19 protein-coding genes are annotated in these 16,896 nt (G+C 62.7%); 7 read left to right on the forward strand and 12 right to left on the reverse strand.

From position 1 onward, the window contains the following. Positions 1-391: 391 nt before the first annotated feature. The 4 genes from SB756_RS27575 to SB756_RS27590 all read left to right on the forward strand — a co-directional run bounded on the left by SB756_RS27575 (position 392) and on the right by SB756_RS27590 (position 2,194). Positions 392-796, forward strand: coding sequence for a TraR/DksA family transcriptional regulator (locus SB756_RS27575; protein WP_341798113.1), 405 nt, complete (start codon positions 392-394; stop codon positions 794-796). A gap of 178 nt (positions 797-974) precedes the next feature. After that, a complete protein-coding gene (locus tag SB756_RS27580) occupies positions 975-1,169 on the forward strand; it encodes a hypothetical protein (RefSeq protein ID WP_049276091.1) in 195 nt (64 codons plus the stop codon). A 345-nt stretch (positions 1,170-1,514) separates the two neighbouring features. Beyond that, positions 1,515-1,985 carry a hypothetical protein gene (locus SB756_RS27585; RefSeq protein WP_016500631.1) on the forward strand — a complete coding sequence of 157 codons (471 nt, stop codon included), beginning with the start codon at positions 1,515-1,517 and terminating at the stop codon, positions 1,983-1,985. Then, complete coding sequence (locus SB756_RS27590; RefSeq protein WP_174371662.1) at positions 1,982-2,194, forward strand: hypothetical protein; 213 nt, start codon at positions 1,982-1,984, stop codon at positions 2,192-2,194. The genes SB756_RS27585 and SB756_RS27590 overlap by 4 nt, the downstream gene beginning before the upstream one ends. Before the next feature lie 12 nt (positions 2,195-2,206). On the opposite strand, the gene SB756_RS27595 is transcribed toward SB756_RS27590, so the two are convergent. From SB756_RS27595 to SB756_RS27625, 7 genes are all read right to left on the reverse strand, one after another. After that, positions 2,207-2,572 (reverse strand): Na+/H+ antiporter subunit G, encoded by a 366-nt coding sequence (locus SB756_RS27595; RefSeq protein WP_016500629.1) that lies wholly within the window; start codon positions 2,570-2,572, stop codon positions 2,207-2,209. After that, a complete protein-coding gene (locus tag SB756_RS27600; RefSeq protein WP_003250109.1) occupies positions 2,569-2,847 on the reverse strand; it encodes a K+/H+ antiporter subunit F in 279 nt (92 codons plus the stop codon). The genes SB756_RS27595 and SB756_RS27600 overlap by 4 nt, the downstream gene beginning before the upstream one ends. Then, positions 2,844-3,332 (reverse strand): Na+/H+ antiporter subunit E, encoded by a 489-nt coding sequence (locus tag SB756_RS27605; RefSeq protein WP_016500628.1) that lies wholly within the window; start codon positions 3,330-3,332, stop codon positions 2,844-2,846. Before SB756_RS27605 ends, SB756_RS27600 begins: the two co-directional genes overlap by 4 nt. Beyond that, positions 3,329-5,008 (reverse strand): monovalent cation/H+ antiporter subunit D, encoded by a 1,680-nt coding sequence (locus SB756_RS27610; protein ID WP_410912674.1) that lies wholly within the window; start codon positions 5,006-5,008, stop codon positions 3,329-3,331. The genes SB756_RS27605 and SB756_RS27610 overlap by 4 nt, the downstream gene beginning before the upstream one ends. After that, positions 5,005-5,349, reverse strand: a complete 345-nt coding sequence (locus tag SB756_RS27615; RefSeq protein WP_003250128.1) for a Na+/H+ antiporter subunit C — start codon at positions 5,347-5,349, stop codon at positions 5,005-5,007. The genes SB756_RS27610 and SB756_RS27615 overlap by 4 nt, the downstream gene beginning before the upstream one ends. Then, positions 5,349-8,264 carry a monovalent cation/H+ antiporter subunit A gene (locus tag SB756_RS27620; protein ID WP_410912676.1) on the reverse strand — a complete coding sequence of 972 codons (2,916 nt, stop codon included), beginning with the start codon at positions 8,262-8,264 and terminating at the stop codon, positions 5,349-5,351. Before SB756_RS27620 ends, SB756_RS27615 begins: the two co-directional genes overlap by 1 nt. 149 nt (positions 8,265-8,413) lie before the next feature. After that, complete coding sequence (locus SB756_RS27625; protein ID WP_410912678.1) at positions 8,414-9,364, reverse strand: DMT family transporter; 951 nt, start codon at positions 9,362-9,364, stop codon at positions 8,414-8,416. A gap of 83 nt (positions 9,365-9,447) precedes the next feature. On the opposite strand from SB756_RS27625, the gene SB756_RS27630 reads away from it, so the two are divergent. Next, entirely contained in the window at positions 9,448-10,011 is a 564-nt protein-coding gene (locus tag SB756_RS27630) for a helix-turn-helix domain-containing protein (protein ID WP_049276084.1), read from the forward strand. Positions 10,012-10,175: 164 nt separating this feature from the next. Here the strand turns inward: SB756_RS27630 and SB756_RS27635 are convergent, their stop codons facing one another. After that, on the reverse strand, positions 10,176-10,724 hold the full coding sequence (locus SB756_RS27635) for a cysteine hydrolase family protein (RefSeq protein WP_016500623.1): 549 nt from the start codon (positions 10,722-10,724) through the stop codon (positions 10,176-10,178). 141 nt (positions 10,725-10,865) lie between these two features. Here SB756_RS27635 and SB756_RS27640 point away from each other — a divergent pair, with 141 nt between their 5' ends. Continuing rightward, positions 10,866-11,246 carry an antibiotic biosynthesis monooxygenase gene (locus tag SB756_RS27640; RefSeq protein ID WP_016500622.1) on the forward strand — a complete coding sequence of 127 codons (381 nt, stop codon included), beginning with the start codon at positions 10,866-10,868 and terminating at the stop codon, positions 11,244-11,246. Here the strand turns inward: SB756_RS27640 and SB756_RS27645 are convergent. Then, the gene (locus SB756_RS27645) at positions 11,225-11,995 is read right to left on the reverse strand and encodes an alpha/beta hydrolase family protein (protein WP_341798118.1); all 771 of its coding nucleotides are present in this window, start codon (positions 11,993-11,995) and stop codon (positions 11,225-11,227) included. The two genes, SB756_RS27640 and SB756_RS27645, sit on opposite strands and share 22 nt — an antisense overlap. Further along, positions 11,979-13,097: a DUF3182 family protein gene (locus SB756_RS27650; RefSeq protein ID WP_174371660.1), complete on the reverse strand. Its 1,119-nt coding sequence runs from the start codon at positions 13,095-13,097 to the stop codon at positions 11,979-11,981. Before SB756_RS27650 ends, SB756_RS27645 begins: the two co-directional genes overlap by 17 nt. 220 nt (positions 13,098-13,317) lie before the next feature. Here SB756_RS27650 and SB756_RS27655 point away from each other — a divergent pair, with 220 nt between their 5' ends. Beyond that, positions 13,318-15,126, forward strand: a complete 1,809-nt coding sequence (locus SB756_RS27655; RefSeq protein ID WP_410912681.1) for an aminopeptidase P family protein — start codon at positions 13,318-13,320, stop codon at positions 15,124-15,126. 40 nt (positions 15,127-15,166) lie between these two features. Here SB756_RS27655 and SB756_RS27660 read toward each other — a convergent pair whose 3' ends face one another. Both SB756_RS27660 and rhtA read right to left on the reverse strand, forming a co-directional pair. Next, on the reverse strand, positions 15,167-15,448 hold the full coding sequence (locus SB756_RS27660; protein ID WP_016500618.1) for a hypothetical protein: 282 nt from the start codon (positions 15,446-15,448) through the stop codon (positions 15,167-15,169). Between the two features lie 191 nt (positions 15,449-15,639). Further along, positions 15,640-16,527, reverse strand: a complete 888-nt coding sequence (gene rhtA / locus SB756_RS27665; RefSeq protein WP_410912683.1) for a threonine/homoserine exporter RhtA — start codon at positions 16,525-16,527, stop codon at positions 15,640-15,642. Positions 16,528-16,896 lie beyond the last annotated feature (369 nt).

A 16,896-nucleotide genomic window follows, 5' to 3' on the forward strand; every position in this document is an offset into this window, starting at 1 on the left:
GACCGCGCTGCAGGCCCCATCCTGGGGCCCAGCGCTTGACGGGCATCCATGCCCGTCACCTCCCTTCGCAAGGCCTGTGTTCGGCCTCCTGAAGTCGCGAAGATCAAGATCAAGATCAAGATCAAGATCAAGATCAAAAGCCGGCGATATGGCCGCAGCCAGAAATACTGTTCACTACTGGCTATGCAGCAGAGCTGGGGTGCCGACCGGCGGATTGTAAGCACGGGAAGCAAATTTGCACCCGATTGCAGTTGCTCCACGCGACGTGGCGCCTTAGACTGCCGCCCCCTGAGAAAGAGTGCCGGTTGGCGCTTGAAAATTTCCGCTGCCGATGCCAAGGCGTCGGCGGCACCCGAATCGCCCCAATGCACATTTTTTCATAGAGAAATCGATGACCAAGGAACAGTTGCTGGCCATGTCGGCCGATGACTACATGAACGCTGACCAGCTGGCTTTCTTCACTGGCCTGCTGCAGTCGATGAAAGTCGAAACCCATGAACGCATCGAGCTCAGCCGTGCCACCATCGAAGGCCTGGACACTCCGTCGGACCCTGCCGATGTGGCGTCGGTCGAAGAAGAGCGTAGCTGGCTGGTCAATGCCATCGAGCGCGACCAGCGCCTGCTGCCTCAGCTGGAAATGGCGCTGGACCGTATCTCCGACGAGAGCTTCGGCTGGTGCGATGACAGCGGTGAGCCAATTGGCCTGAAGCGCCTGCTGATCAGCCCGACCACCAAGTACTGCATCGAAGCGCAAGAGCGCCACGAGCAGCTCGACCGCCACCAGCGCCAGGTATAAACCCGCGCGCGGTGCCAAGCCCCACGGAGCAATCCCTGGGGCTTTTTGTGTTTTTTGCTGATACCGGTTTTGTTGTCCCGAACGTAACAGTGCTGTACCGCGAAGCGCTGTTTTCTCCCGGCGGGCAGGCGTATCATAACGCTATCGTTAGGGTGCTAACTAAGTGCCGGAGGGCATGATGAATAGCCGGGTCGATGTAGCTGTGATGATAGGTTCGGGTGTGCCAGCCACCTTGCAGGCGCTGGGTAAACGCATCTGTTGGGTGGTGCTGGTCAATGGCGAGCGTCGGGGCACCGCCTTCGCCACGCGTGCAGAGGCACTTGAATGCCAAGCTGCCTGGCAGCAGCAACTGAAGAAAGGCCTGGCCGCCTGAAATTGTTTTTTGCCTCTCGACGGGTTTCGGTGTTTTCGGGCATATTTGTCCTACGGTAATACGCACATGGATGCCAGGGCTTGTCTACTTGCAGGCTCACCCCCATGGTTGCGTTTTCTGGTAAGTGATCTCAGGCATCACGCTTCCCAAGTCGGGAATGAGCCAAACGCCTTCGTTTGAGGGCGAATCTGGCAAACCAGAGTAAAGATTCCTGCACGCTGCATCGTCAGCGGGCACAGACATTTCGCATATCGCTTTATTACTCTTTTCGCCTATCGATAAGAAATGGCCGTGCCTCCCCGAGCTTGGGAGAGGGCGGGTTGTAACCGGTTGAGGATTACTTCATTGGCAGTCAGCACACTTGATACCCATGCGTTGTTCGCCTTAGGCGACTTGCGCGGTAAATTGGCCCAGCTGTTCCAGGGCCGCTTTATCTACGTTACCGAACAAACACCCGAAGGCCTTTACATGGCCGAAATCGACACCGAAGAAGCATTGGTGGTCGATGACAAGCAGCGCCTTGAATTGAAAGTCGGCGATCACTTCCGCGCTGCGGTGTTGCCCAGCCGTGAAGGTGGCAAGCTGGAAATGCGCTTTCGCGAAATCAAACTGAATGTGTATGGCGTGGGCGATTACGCCTTCGTTTCGGTACCCGAAGGTGAGGGCATCGTGTTGCGCGAGGGGCATGGCGTGATGCTGGTTTTCGCCGCGCAACAGCAGGTTCAGGAAGGCTTGGGCAAATTGCTAAAGGCGGTGACCGGCAAGGTTGCCAAATGGCGCAAGGGCGAGTTGACCACCTTCAAGGCCAGTGAATGACCGACAGTGGCGATGCGCCTGTCACGCGTGTCGAGTTTCATCGACAGCACCAGGCAGATGCCGTGGCCGAGGCCGAACGTTTGCTGGCCAGGCGTGGGGAGCTGCAAGGCGCCTGGTTGCACTGGGTGGCGGGTGAGTTGTACCGGCTCGGTCCGCCCCCTTATGCCGCCATGGTACGGCGGGAGCTGCAGCGCCTCAGCCAAGGGTGAGGCGGCGGCCCTTCAGTTGCCCCGGTCGCGGCCGCTGCTGACTTCTTCAGGCACTGGCTCTTTCGACATGCGCTTGCGAAACAACGCCGCCCGGGCCAGCAGCAGCGTGGTCACTGGCACGGTGATCGACAGCAGGATGGGAATCAGCCAAGCGTGCAGTACCGGTGCTTCCTTGAGCCATGAGAAGTAGATGATCGAAGCCAGCGCTACGCACCAGGCGCCAATGGTCGACGCCAGCGCTGGCGGGTGCATGCGCTGGAAGTAATCCTTCAGGCGCACCAGGCCTATCGCTCCGACCAGCGCGAACAGGCTGCCGGTCAGCAGCAGCGCGGCGGTGACCACTTCCAGCCAGAAGGGCAGTACCAGGGTTTCGGTCATTCGATCACCTCACCGCGCAGCAGGAACTTGGCCAGGGCAAACGAGCCGACGAAGCCGAACAGCGCAATTAGCAGGGCACCTTCGAAGTAGGTGTCACTGGCATAACGGATACCCAGCACCAGCATGGTCAGCATGGCCAGGATGTACAGGTAGTCCAGCGCCAGCACCCGGTCCTGGGCGGACGGGCCACGGAACAGCCGGATCAGCGCCAGGCCCATGGCCAAGGCGAAGATGAACAGGCTGGCAAGGACAGCATTGGCGAGCAGGCCTGTCATTGGAATATCTCCATCAGCGGGCGTTCATAGGTGTCCTTGAAGTGCTGGATAAAGGCCGCCTCATCGTCCAGATCGAACACATGCAGCAGCAATACGCTGCGGTCCAGCGCCAGCTCGGACCAGACCGTGCCGGGCACGACCGTAGTGATCATCGACAGTGCCGCCAGCCCATGTGCATCGTGCAGGGCCAACGGAATGTGCACGAACGCCGAGCGTGGTGGTTGCTTGCCAGCACGCAGCACGCCACGGGCAACCAGCAGGTTGGACAGGATCACATCGATGCCTACGCGGCCTATCAGCCGGGCGATGACCATTGGTCGACGCACGTGGGCATGCTGTGGGCGCAGTGGCGCCATCAGCAGTGGCGCCAGCACGCCAAGTGCGGCGCCCAGCAGCAGGTTGCCGGGGCTGACCGAGAGGTTCAGCAGCAGCCACAGGCCGAACAGCGAAACCGATAGCAGCGGGGCGGGGAACAGTCGGTTCATGGCTGCACCTGGATGTCGAGCGAGGTGGGGCCAGGAATCGGCCGGGCGGCCATCACGGCTTCAATGTAGGCATCGGGGGCCTGCAGGCTGGCGGCAGTGTCCTGGGTGTAGCGCAGCAATGGCTCGGCCTTGAGGCTGAGGATGATGCACAGGCCGAGCAGGATGACGATGGGCAGACACTCATAGCGGCGCAGCACCGGCGACGGGCGCTCCTCGGGCTTCCAGAAGCGCTGGATGCCGACGCGGCCGAAGGCGATCAGCGAGGCCATGCCGGACAGTATCAGCAGCGCCACCAAGCCCCAGCCCGCCGCACTCAGCGGCTGCTCGGCCGGCACGCCAAGACCCTGCGGGTTGAACAGTGCGCTGATCAGGTTGAGCTTGCCGACGAAGCCTGACAACGGAGGCATGCCGATGATCAGCAAGGCGCAGGCGATGAAGCTGAGGCCGAGGAAGGCCATGGTCCACGGGATGATCTGGCCGATCACCACCTTCTGCTCGTCGTCGAGGTTGATGCCCTTGGGTGGGTGCAACGACTCCAGCGGTGGCGGCATGGCGTCTTCCTCTTCGTCCAGCGGCACTTCGTTGGCCGAGCGCGAGCGTTCGACCAGTTCGGCGAGCAGGAACAGCGCGCACAGCGCCAGGGTCGAGTTGACCAGGTAGAACAGCGCCGCACCCGTCAGCGCCGATTGGGCAAAGCCGACGGCGCCAAGCAGGGTGCCGGCCGAGACCAGGATGCTGAGCGCCGCCATGCGTTCCAGGCGTTGTGCCGCCAGGATCGACACTGCTGCCACTGCCAGGGTGACCAGGCCACCGTACACCAGCCATTCGCCACCGAAATGCGCCGAGGCCCCAGCCTGCCCGGAGAACAGCAGGGTCCACAGGCGCAGCAGGGCGTACAGGCCGACCTTGGTCATGATGGCGAACAACGCAGCTACCGGTGCGCTGGCCGAGGAGTAGGCGGGCACCAGCCAAAAGTTCAGCGGCCAGATACCGGCCTTGACCAGGAAGGCCATGGCCAGGATTGCCGCACCGGCATGCAGCAGGCCACGGTCGGCCTCCGGTACCAGTGGGATCTTCAGCGCCAGGTCGGCCATGTTCAGGGTGCCGGTTACCCCATACAGCATTGCCGCGCCGATCAGGAACAGCGACGAGGCGAACAGGTTGATGGCGATGTAGTGGAGGCCGGCACGTACCCGTGCACGCCCCGAACCATGTAGCAGCAAGCCATAGGAAGCTGCCAGCAGCACCTCGAAGAATACGAACAGGTTGAACAGGTCGGCGGTGAGAAAGGCGCCGTACAGGCCCATCAGCTGAATCTGGAACAGCGCATGGAAGCTGGCCCCGGCCCCGTCCCAGCGGGCGCGGGCAAACAACAGGGCGCTAAAGCCGATGATCCCGGTGAGGGTCAGCAGCAGCGCCGACAGGTGGTCCACCACCAGGACGATCCCGAACGGTGCAGGCCAGTTGCCCGGCAGGTAGACGCCGATCGACTCCGCCTGGCCCTGGGTGCGCACCCACAGCAGCAGGCTGACCGCGACGGCCAGGCCGGCGAAGGTCGACAGCAGGTTGAGGCGGGCCTTGATATGCCGGTGTTTCTCCCCCAGCAACAACATCACGGCTGCCGTTAACAGTGGCAGCAGGATGGGCGCGACAATCAGTTGGCTCATGCCATTCATTCGTCACGCTCCCGGCCATCCACGTGGTCGGTGCCGGTCAGGCCGCGCGAGGCCAGCAACACCACCAGGAACAGCGCGGTCATGGCAAAGCTGATGACGATGGCCGTCAGTACCAGGGCCTGGGGCAGCGGGTCGGTGTAGTGCAGCAGGTCCTGGGTGACGCCATCCTTGATGATCGGTTCCTTGCCGATGAACAGGCTGCCCATGCTGAAGATGAACAGGTTCACGCCGTACGACAGCAGGCACAGGCCCATGATCACCTGGTAGGTCCGCGGGCGCAGGATCAGCCACACCCCCGAGGCGGCCAGCACGCCGATGGCGACTGCAATGACTTCTTCCATCAGGCGGCTCCTGCTTGGCTGGTTTTCGATGAATTGCCCGGGCGGTAAGCGCGCACCGACTGGTGCGCCAGGGCAGTGAGGATCAGCAGGGTCGAGCCGACCACCACGGTGTACACGCCAACATCGAAGAACAGCGCGCTGGCCACGTGCACATCACCGAGCAACGGCAGGTGCAAGTGGGCGGTATGGGTGGTCAGGAACGGGTAGCCCAGCAGCATGGCGCCGACCCCTGTCAGGGTGGCGCACAGCAATCCGGTACCCATCCAGCGCAGTGGGCGCAGGCTCATCTGCGCCTCTACCCACTGGGTGCCAGCCACCATGTACTGCAGGATGAACGCCACCGACATCACCAGGCCGGCGACGAAACCGCCACCTGGCTGGTTGTGGCCACGCATGAACAGGTACATCGACACCAGCAGGGCGATGGGCAGCAGCAGGCGCACCAGCACCGCAGGCACCATCATGAAGCCCAGGGCGGTGTCGGTGGCATGCCGCGGGTTGATCAGGTCGGTGACCACATCAGGCGCGAGCTGGCGTTGTTGCGCCGGCAACTGCATGCTTTCTTTCGGCGGGCGGAAGCGCCGCAGCAGGGCGAACACGGTCAGCGCCACGGCCACCAGCACGGTGATTTCACCGAGGGTATCGAAGCCACGGAAGTCGACCAGCATGACATTCACCACATTGGTGCCGCCGCCTTGGGGCAGCGCCCGGCTCAGGTAGAACGAGGAAATGTCGTTGGGCGTCGGCCGGGTCAGCATGGCGTAAGACAGCACGGCCATGCCGCCACCCACCAGCACTGCCAGTAGCAGGTCGCGCAGGCGACGCATGCGCGCGCGTTCCTGGCTGCCCGGTAGCGGCGATACGCCTTCGATACGCCGTGGCAGCCAGCGCAGGCCCAGCAGGATCAGCACCGTGGTGACCACCTCCACCACCAGCTGGGTCAGGGCCAGGTCGGGTGCGGAGAACCAGACAAAGGTAATGCAGGTCATCAGGCCGCAGACACTGACCATGATCAGTGCCGCGAGGCGGTGGTACTTGGCCTGGTAGGCGGCGCCGATGGCGCAGGCAATGGCGATCAGCCACAGCGCGACGAACACGCCCGAACCCGGAATCTTGGGCCGGTCGCCCCAGCTGAGCCCGCCGTAGAGCATGGGCGTGAGGCCGGCGAGGAAGGCGGCGAGCACCAGCATGAACAGTTGTGACTGAAGGCGGCGGGTGGTGAACAGGCGCTCGACGTGCCGGGCCAGCAACATCAGGTGCACCTGGCCGTGCTCGAACAGGCGTTTGCCATTGAAACGTTCGATCACCGGTGGGTACGGGAAGCGGCCCAGGCGCAGTTGCTTGCGCAGCAGCAGGTACAGCACGATGCCGCCGCTCATGGCCACCAGGCTCATGATCAGCGGCGCGTTCCAGCCATGCCAGATGGCCAGGCTGTACTCTGGCAGGGTACCGCCTACTACCGGAAGGGCTGCGGCGGCCAGCAGCGGGCCGACCGACTGGGCGGGGAAAATGCCCACCACCAGGCAGGTGAGTACCAGCAGTTCGACCGGCGCACGCATCCAGCGTGGTGGTTCGTGCGGGGTGTGGGGCAGGTCCTGCGCAGTGGGGCCGAAGAACACATCTACGGTAAAGCGCAGGGCATAGGCCACGCTGAAGGTACCGGCCAGTGTGGCGATCACCGGCAGCGTTGCTTCGACCCAGGCGGTAGAACTGATGAACACCGTTTCGGCAAAGAACATTTCCTTGGACAGGAAACCGTTCATCAGCGGCACGCCGGCCATGGAGGCGCTGGCCACCATGGCCAGGGTGGCGGTGTAGGGCACCAGGCGGATCAGGCCGCTGAGACGGCGGATGTCACGGGTGCCGCTCTCGTGGTCAATGATGCCGGCGGCCATGAACAGCGAGGCCTTGAAGGTGGCGTGGTTGAGGATGTGGAACACCGCCGCGACCGCGGCCAGCGGGCTGTTCAGGCCCAGCAGCAGGGTAATCAGGCCCAGGTGGCTGATGGTTGAATAGGCCAGCAGGCCTTTGAGGTCGTTCTGGAACATGGCGGCGAAGGCGCCGAGCAGCAGGGTGAGGGCGCCGGCACCGCCGACGATCCAGAACCACTCTTCGCTGCCCGACAGCACCGGCCAGAAGCGCGCCAGCAGGAACACCCCGGCTTTGACCATGGTGGCAGAGTGCAGATAGGCCGATACCGGGGTGGGCGCTGCCATGGCATGGGGCAGCCAGAAGTGGAAGGGGAACTGTGCGCTTTTGCTGAGGGCGCCGATGAGGATCAGGGGCAGCAGCACCGGGTACAGCGCATGCTGGCGGATGGTGTCGCCGGCAGCCAGGACCTTGTCCAGGTCATAGCTGCCGACCACATGGCCGAGCAGCAGGGCACCCACCAGCAGGCACAAGCCACCTGCGCCGGTCACCATGAGCGCCATGTAGGCGCCACGCCGGGCGTCTGCGCGGTGGTGCCAGTAGCCGATCAGCAGGAAGGAGAACAGGCTGGTGAGTTCCCAGAAGAACACCAGCTGGATCAGGTTGCCGGAAATGACCAGGCCGAGCATGGCGCCCATGAAGGCCAGGAAGAAGGCGAAGAAACGCGGCACCGGGTCCTGTGGCGACATGTAGTAGCGCGCATACAGCGACACCAGCGTACCGATGCCCAGCACCAGCAACGAGAACAGCCAGGCAAAGCCGTCCATGCGCAGTACCAGGTTCAACCCCAGGCTGGGCAGCCAGAGGAATTCTTCGCGAATCACGCCCCCGTGGGCAATTTGAGGGTACAGCAGTGCTACCTGGACGGTGCCGACCAGGGCCACGAGCCCGGCGAGAATGGACTCGGCGTTACGTGCGTTGTGCGGCAGCACGGCTGCCAGGCAACTGCCCACGAACGGCAGAAGCAATAGCACTATCAATGACATAGGGGCCTATTCTGGAGAAGTTTGCAAAGATCATACGTGCCGGGGAAGTGATCACCAACACGCAAGCTGTCGCAGAATCCTACAAACAGGCTGTGACAAGCTGTTTTTTTATAACAGTTTTTTACAAAGCATAGTCGCTGTTGTCATCTTTACAGACCGGTCTGGCGCTCGCCTTCACTCTGGACGTCCTGCGCTTCGACGGTTTCGCGGGGGCGGCGTACCTTGAGTTCGCTGACTACCACCGCGATCACGATCAGCAGGCCACCGAGCAGCGCCACGCCCGGCAGGCGTTCGCCGGCGATGCGCCCGACGATCCCGGCCCACACCGGTTCACCGGCATAAATGAGGGTGGCGCGGGTGGGCGAGACCGACTTCTGCGCCCAGTTCATGGCCACCTGGATCACCGCGCTCATGGCACCCAGGCCTATTGCGCTGGCCAGCAGCAGCCAAGAAAAGTCGGGGATGCGCTCCTGGGTCGGCACGATCATCAGGAACGCCAGCAGCGAAGCAGTCGCCAGTTGCACCACGGTGACCCGGCGCACATCGACCTGGCCGGCGTAACGGCTGATCAGGATGATTTCGGCGGCGATCGCGACGGCGCTGACCAGGGTAACCACCTCGCCCTCGCTGAAGTGCAGGCTGCCGCCTTCCGGCCCGGCCAGCAGCATCAGGCCGATGAATGCCAGGCAAATGCCGATGCTGGGCATCAGGCCAGGCCGGCGGCCCAGCACCAGCCACTGCAACAGCGGCACGAACGGCACGTACAACGCAGTGATGAACGCCGACTGGCTGCTGCTGATGGTCTGCAGCCCCATGGTTTGCAGGCCGTAGCCGAGCATGATCGACACGCCTATCAGCATGCCGGCCTTGAGCTCGGTGAAGGTCAGCCCGGGCAACGCCCGCGCCGAAACCACGCCCACGAACAGCGCTGCCGCAGCGAAGCGCAGGCCGACGAAGAACATCGGGCCGCTGACGGTCATTACGTTATGCACCAGCAGGAAGGTGCCGCCCCACAACATGGTGATGAACACCAGCACCAGTTCTGCCTTGCTCAGGCGGAAGGTAACGGCGGGCGTGGGTGTTTTGCGGGCCTGGCTCATGGTCTTGCGCACTCGGAGGGGGCGGCGCACAATCGCCGCAAAGTGGGCAGTATACTGCGCAATCTCTACCAGTGAGCAATATAGTGCACAAAGATACTTCGCATCGGGCATCGGTGCTGCAACATGTAAGCCTCAACGTACGCAGCCTGCGCCATGCTTCCGGGTTGAGCCAGACAGCGTTGGCCGAGCGCTCAGGGGTCAGCCGGCGCATGCTGGTGGCAATCGAGGCGGGCGAGAAGAATGTCAGCCTGACCACCCTCGACCTGATCGCCGAAGCCTTGGGGGTGGCTTTCAGCACCTTGATCCAGGCACCGGACCAGCGTGACCCCGGGCGCATCGAGGAACTGGCCTGGGCCGGTGAATACCCGCAGAGCAAGGCCGTGCTGCTGGGTAGCAGTGCGGCACGGCGTGAGGTGGAGCTTTGGGAGTGGACCCTGGCACCGGGCGAGTGCTATTCCAGCGAGGCTGATGCCGAAGGCTGGAGCGAGCAGATCTATGTGGCAGAAGGGCAACTGACGCTGGTCATTGAAGGGGTTGAGCATCGGCTGCTGGTGGGGCAGTTCCATGTGTTCCCTAGCAACTGCCAGTATGCCTACCGTAACGATGGGGTGGTGGCAGTGCGTTTTGTGCGTAATGTGGTGATCTGAGTTTGCAAGCGTTGGGGCTGCTGCGCAGCCCATCGCGACACAGGGCCGCTCCCACAGGGATCGCTTACGGTTCTTGCTTGCGCGTTACCCGTGGGAGTGGCCTCGCCGGGGCGCCGGACAGGTCGGAACGGGGGCGCAAAGCGCCCCCAAAGCTCTGATGCCGATCAGTTTTTCAGCAGCTCATCGGTCTTCACCACCGACGCATAGGCAAACGCCAAGGCGGCCATCGCCGAATCATGCACCTGCGCCGCCGGCACCTGCTTGCCGTCGAACTCCAGCGGCAGGGTAGCGCAGGCATCGTGTGCCACGGTCACCGTGTAGCCCAGGTCGGCCGCGGCACGGGTAGCGGCATCGATGCACATGTGGCTCATGCTGCCAACGATGGTCAGGGCTTCCACGCCATGTCGGTCCAGCGTGTTCTCAAGGTCGGTACCGAGGAAGGCGTTGACCTTGTGCTTGAGCACCACCGGCTCACCTGCCACCGGCTCGACCTTGGCGTGGATGGCCGCACCCTGCGAACCGGGTGCGAAAAATGGCGCATCGGCGCTGTCGAATTCATGCCGCACATGGACCACCAGGTCGCCGCGCTGGCGTGCCGCCGCCAGCAGCCGGGCGGCGTTGTCGGCCGCCTGGTCGGCGCCATCGAGGGTCCACTTGCCGCCTGGGAAGTAGTCGTTCTGGATGTCGATGATGATCAGCGCCTGCTTGCTCATGCTGCCTCCTGTGGCAGTAGTTGTCGGGAGACGTTAGTTATAGGCTGTTTGCACGGGCAGAAACCACTTGACCTTGACTTTGCTTGAGGTTTTACCCTGCTCGGCATCGCCAAGCATGCGTCCGTAACCAGGAGAACGTCGATGTCGGCAAACCCTCATGCGCTGTGGTTCACCCAGATGATCGAATACGAAGTGCCCAGCCTGTGCCAGCAAGCGCTGGCCCAGGCGCTGGTGGCGCGCAGCGAGGCGCTGGCCACGCGCTGCGAAGGGCTGCAGGGTGTCAGCATCCAGGCCAGTGACGATGGCAGCCGGGTGTTGCAGTACCTGCAATGGCAATCTCGCCAGGCGTGGGCGGCGGCGGCCGTGCACTTCGTCGAGGAGTCTTTCCTTGAACTGCTGGGCCAGCATCAGGCGCGGGGCGTCAACTTTGCCGCCTACCAGACCTTGCGCAGCCTGGTGCGTGGCGCTGATGGTGGCCTGCAGTGCGAGGTGGGTGAGCCTCAGGCATACCAGGGGGCGTAGTGCGGGTAGCGGTCCAGGCGGGCACCGATCACCATTTCGCTGATCCACGCCGCCAGGATCGAACTGTAGGCTTTCTGGCTCGCTTCGCTGGACAACGCGTGGTCGGCACCGTCGACGATGCGATGGGTAAGTGAGTGGGCGCTGACGAATGCCGAACGGTAGCTCATCAGCGTACTGTGCGGCACGTAGTCGTCCTGCTCGGACTCTACCAGCAACACATCGCCGCCGAATTCTGCGCACGCCGCCAGCGCGCGATTGTCTGCCGGGCCCAGCGATTGCTGGCGGTAGGCGCTCAGGCGTTGGCGGTCGAGGGTTTGCTTGGGGGTGTTCCATTCGTCGTCCCAGTACATGGCCGGCACCCTCAGGGCCAGCCATTTGACTGGCCGTTCGCGGGTCAGCAAGGTTGCCAGGTACCCTCCATAGCTGCTGCCGATGATGGCGATGGCACTGCTGTCTACGGCCGGATGGCTGAGCAGCCGGTCGTAGGCCACCAGCAGGTCCTGCAGGTTCTGTTCGCGGGTGACCGTCAGGCGTTGGCTTTCGGTTTTTTCGTGGCCGCGCAGATCGAAGGTCATGCACACGCAGCCCAGCCCGGTGATGTGCCGGGCACGGGCCAGATCACGCTGCTGGCTACCGCCCCAGCCGTGGACGAAGAGGATGCCCGGCATCTTGCTGCCAGGGCTGACCAGGGTGCCGACAATGCTGTCGTTGTCGACTTGCAGTTCAACGGTTTCACTCTGAACGGCCATGTTCGCGAATCCGTGCAAATTTGCTGAGTTGTCCGAGTTCACTGTCGTTTCCTTGGTAGAAGAGGGTGGCGTCAGCGGGCAGGTCGGGGGTGCCGAACACTTCATGGGTGGATGCACGCACCCGCTGCAATGCCGGGTCATCGGCAAATGCCTGCAGGGCCAGCAGCTCGGCACTGCTGGCACCGCCCAGGCGCCAGGATTGTTCGAGCACGCCGCTGCGCAGGTGGCCCTGGGGGGTCAAGCCGCGGGCGATGTCGTAGTTGCGCCGCGAGGCGATGAAACCGGGGAAGTGTTGCTCGGCGGCCTGCTCGTAGGCGATCGCCTGGTTGATGGCCAGGCGCACGTAGTCTTCCAGTGGTAATTGCAATAGCGCCTGGTAATCGCCACGTACCACCACCAGGTCGGAGCCGCCATACACCTCGGTGCCCTGATGGTCACGGGTCAGTTGCTGGGTGCCGTGATAGCTGCAGGTCAGGCCGGCGACGCGCACCTGGCCGACGCTGAAGGTTTCTACATCGCTCAAGTCTTCTTCGAGCACCAGCCCCCACAGCGCCAGCATCTGGTCATCCATGCCCGCCAGCAGAGGCTCTAGCGCGTCCGCACTGGTGATGACCTGCTGCCCCCGACCTGCGCAGGCCAGCACGGGCTTGACCCTCAGGGGGCCGTCGAGCAGCAGCAATTGTGCGGCGCTGCGCGCATCGGCTTTACTGAACACGGTATAGCCGCGCAGCAAGGCGTCGCTCGCCTGTCGGGCGAAGTCGTCGGTCCAGCCCGGCGGGAAACTGGCCCCGGCTGGTAGTGGGTGGGAAATCGCCTTGGTCGCCATGTAGGGGTGTGGCACCAGGCCGCCGAACAGGTCCTGCTCGCTGCGAATGCCCAAGGTGGCAGGGTGCCTGGGATCGACGAGCGTTTCGGTAGGTAGGTAATAGTAGTTATCAGCGGCGGTGGGTGCATGAGCGGGATGGACGTGCTGGCAGCCCAGCAGGCCGGCCAGGCCATCGGCTAGCTTCAGGTGCACGGCATGCTCATGGTCAGGTGTATGTTCGCGGGTATCGAGCAGCACTACGCCGGCTTTCGGTGCGCTGGCACTGGGCATGGTCATTTGCCTGTGTGCAATGAATGTACTGTGTCTGAAGCCGGTGTCCTGGGGAAGTTCAGCGGAACTTGATCGGTGGTCCTGGTCCTTTTGTAGGAAGCGTCCTGTTGGCACAGGGCGTGACGGGCAATGCATGCCGTGTCCTGGTCTTCCCGATTGCAGGGCTCTGGCGGCTGTTCCATTATCAGCGCATTGGATCAACCGTGATGTAGCCGCAGGAGAGCGCATGAACGTCCAGACCACCCTTGAACAAAGCGTGCCACAGCGCCTGGCGCATGTGCGCCAGGCCATGGCAGCAGGGGGCATCGATGCCTTGCTGGTACCTTCGGCCGACCCCCACCTTTCCGAGTACCTGCCCGGTTACTGGCAGGGGCGCCAGTGGCTTTCGGGTTTTCACGGCTCGGTCGGCACGCTGGTAGTCACGCCCGCTTTTGCAGGGTTGTGGGTCGATAGCCGGTACTGGGAGCAGGCGGATCACGAGCTGGCCGGTAGCGGTATCGAACTGATGAAGCTGCTGCCCGGCAAGCCCGGAGCGCTGGAGTGGCTGGGTGATAATGTCGAGCCCGATGGCAACGTCGCGGTGGATGGGGCCGTCATGGCGCTGGCGTCGGCGCGCCAGCTGGGTGAGCGGCTCAAGGCCCGCGGGGCAAGGCTGGTGACCGACAAGGACCTGCTAGCCCAGGTCTGGGTAGGGCGCCCGGCGCTGCCCGCCAACCCGGTGTATCAGCACTTGCCGCCGCACGCCACGGTAAGCCGGGCGGAAAAGCTCGCGCAATTGCGCCGGGGCATCCAGGCCAAAGGGGCTGACTGGCACTTTATTGCAACTCTGGATGACATCGCCTGGCTGTTCAACCTGCGTGGCAGTGATGTTTCGTACAACCCGGTTTTCCTGGCCTTTGCCTTGATCAGTCAGCAGCAGGCCATTCTGTTCGTGGGCCAGGACAAGGTGGACGCGCATTTGCGTCAGGTGCTGGCGGTGGACGGCATCGAGGTGCGCAACTATAGCGAGGCAGGCAACGCCCTGGCTGCTGTTCCGGTGGGGGCGCGGTTGTTGGTGGACCCTGCCCGTGTCACCTGCGGCCTGCTGGGGAACCTGGCGGCAGAGGTGGTGCTGGTCGAGGGGCTCAACCCCACCACCCTGAGCAAATCCTGCAAAGGTGCCGATGACCTGGTGCATATCCGCCATGTCATGGAGCAGGACGGTGCGGCCTTGTGCGAGTTCTTCGCCTGGTTCGAGGCCAACCTTGGCCAAGAGGTCATTACCGAGCTGACAGTTGAGGAGCAATTGAGTGCCGCACGTGCCCGGCGCCCGAACTTCGTGTCGCTGAGCTTTTCGACCATTGCCGCCTTCAATGGCAATGGCGCCATGCCCCATTACCGTGCCACCGAGCAGTCGCATGCGGTCATCGAGGGTGATGGCTTGCTGCTGATCGACTCTGGCGGGCAATACCTGGGTGGCACCACCGACATCACCCGTATGGTGCCAGTCGGTAGCCCCAGCCACGCACAGAAGCTGGACTGTACCCGGGTGCTCAAGGGCATGATCGCCCTGTCGCGTGCCACTTTCCCGCGAGGAATACTGTCGCCGTTGCTCGACGCCATTGCCCGGGCGCCAATCTGGGCTGACCAGGTCGATTATGGCCACGGTACCGGGCATGGTGTTGGCTACTTCATGAACGTGCACGAAGGGCCCCAAGTGATTGCCTACCAGGCGGCACCTGCACCGCAGACCGCGATGCAAGCGGGCATGATCAGCTCGATCGAGCCGGGTACGTACCGCCCGGGGCAGTGGGGTGTCCGTATCGAGAACCTGGTGGTCAACCGTGAGGCGGGCAAGAGTGCCTTCGGCGACTTCCTGCGCTTCGAGACCTTGACGCTGTGCCCCATCGATACCCGCTGCCTGTTGCCCGAGCTGCTGGCCAAGGAAGAGGTGGAGTGGCTGAACGGCTATCACGCGAACGTGCGTGAGCGTCTGGCACCGCTGCTCAAGGGTGATGCGCTGGCCTGGCTGCAGGTGCGTACCGCGCCCCTGTAAGGGCAAATGAAAAAGGGCAGCCTGTGAGCTGCCCTTTTTTCTACTTGCAGATGACGATCATGCTGCGGCTGGTGTAGCCCGCCGGGTTGATGCCGAACAAGTAATCACCGGCTTCTTCATCACTGTCACCAGAGCGGGCGATGACCCGGTATCCGCGCGTGCTGCAGGAGCTCTCGGCCTTGCTGTAGCAGTTGTCCCATGAGGAGGAAAGGCCGGAGCAATTGATATGCAGGCCCTTCTTGCCCCTTTTGACCTCAGTCTTGGCTGTAGCGGCACATCCAGCAATAGCCAAGATGGCCAGGATGAGAAAAATACGTTTCATTCCTGTCCTTAAATGCAGGGCGGATCAGCTGCCTGGCCCTGTCGTTATCGCTTCGCTTCTTCCTGAAAATATTCCCAGCGTCCGTGTTCGGTCCAGTAAATAGCGCAAAGATGATGATTCTGTGACAGCTTAATCAGCGAGACGGGCGGCTACAATCACTAATCCTGTCTCAAATGAAAATATTTCTCATATCAGTCTGCTGCAACAGCCGGTGTGGGCTCCTTGCGCATGGACAAGGTAGTGCCAACCGACGCGGCGATGATTGCCCCGATCGCCAGCCATTGGGTGAGTGTCAGCACCTCGCCGAGGAACAGCAGGCCGGACAGTGCGCCGAACGCTGGTTCGATGCTCATCAAGGTGCCGAAGGTGCGTGCCGGGATACGCGTGAGGGCAACCATTTCCAGGCTGTAGGGCAGGGCGGTGGACAGTACCGCAACGGCCAGGGCCATGGGGATCAAGGCAGGTGTGAGCAGAGCGCTACCGGCGTGGGCGATACCGATGGGGGCGACGAACAGGGCGGCGACTACCACCCCCAAGGCTGCACTCTGGATACCGTGCTCGGCCCCGGCGCGTTGCCCGAACAGAATATAGAGGGCCCAGCATACACCTGCGCCCAGGGCGTAAGCAGCGCCCACCGGGTCGAGTGCCTGGCCGCTGTGGCCAGCTGGCAGCAACAGCAGCAGGCCGGCGATGGCCAAGGCAATCCACAGGAAGTCGATCGGCCGGCGCGAGGAGAAGATCGCCACTGCCAACGGCCCGGTGAACTCCAGGGCCACGGCGATGCCGATCGGTACTGTTTGCAGGGCCATATAGAAGAGGAAGTTCATCCCGCCCAGTGCCATGCCATAGATGACCACGTTGCGCAGGGTGGCGGCGGTCATGCGTACCCGCCATGGACGCAATATAAGCAGCATGATGATGCTGGCGAAGATCAGGCGCAGGGTGGTGGTGCCTTGTGCGCCAATGATGGGGAACATGCTTTTGGCCAGGGAGGCACCGGACTGGATCGATGCCATGGCTATGAGCAGCAGGCCGATCGGGAAGAGAGTGGCGGCCAGGCTGCGGGGCTGGGTGTTCATTTAGGTGCGGCGATCCTTGGGCGGGGTAGGGGTGAGCAATATAGTGCGCAATTGCTGGGGCGCGTGATAGCCCTCAAGTGGATTAGCCACAAATATTTCAAATCATTGAAATTAAAGGTTGACCTGCGTAATGACCGCCCTATAATGCGCACCATTCCAACGGGGTAGCGAAGTAAAGCTAGCCACCCGGTTGAGTCAAGTGTTTGAAGCTAAACGAGTTTCTCGCAAAAAACTTCAAAATAAACGCTTGACAGGCTCTGAGGAGGGCGTAGAATGCGCGCCTCGGTTGAGACGAAAAGCTCTTAACCAAACGCTCTTTAACAAATTGAATCAAGCAATTCGTGTGGGTGCTTGTGAGTACGGACTGAT

The organism is Pseudomonas sp. SIMBA_068 (genome assembly GCF_046534705.1).
Lineage (GTDB): Bacteria > Pseudomonadota > Gammaproteobacteria > Pseudomonadales > Pseudomonadaceae > Aquipseudomonas > Aquipseudomonas putida.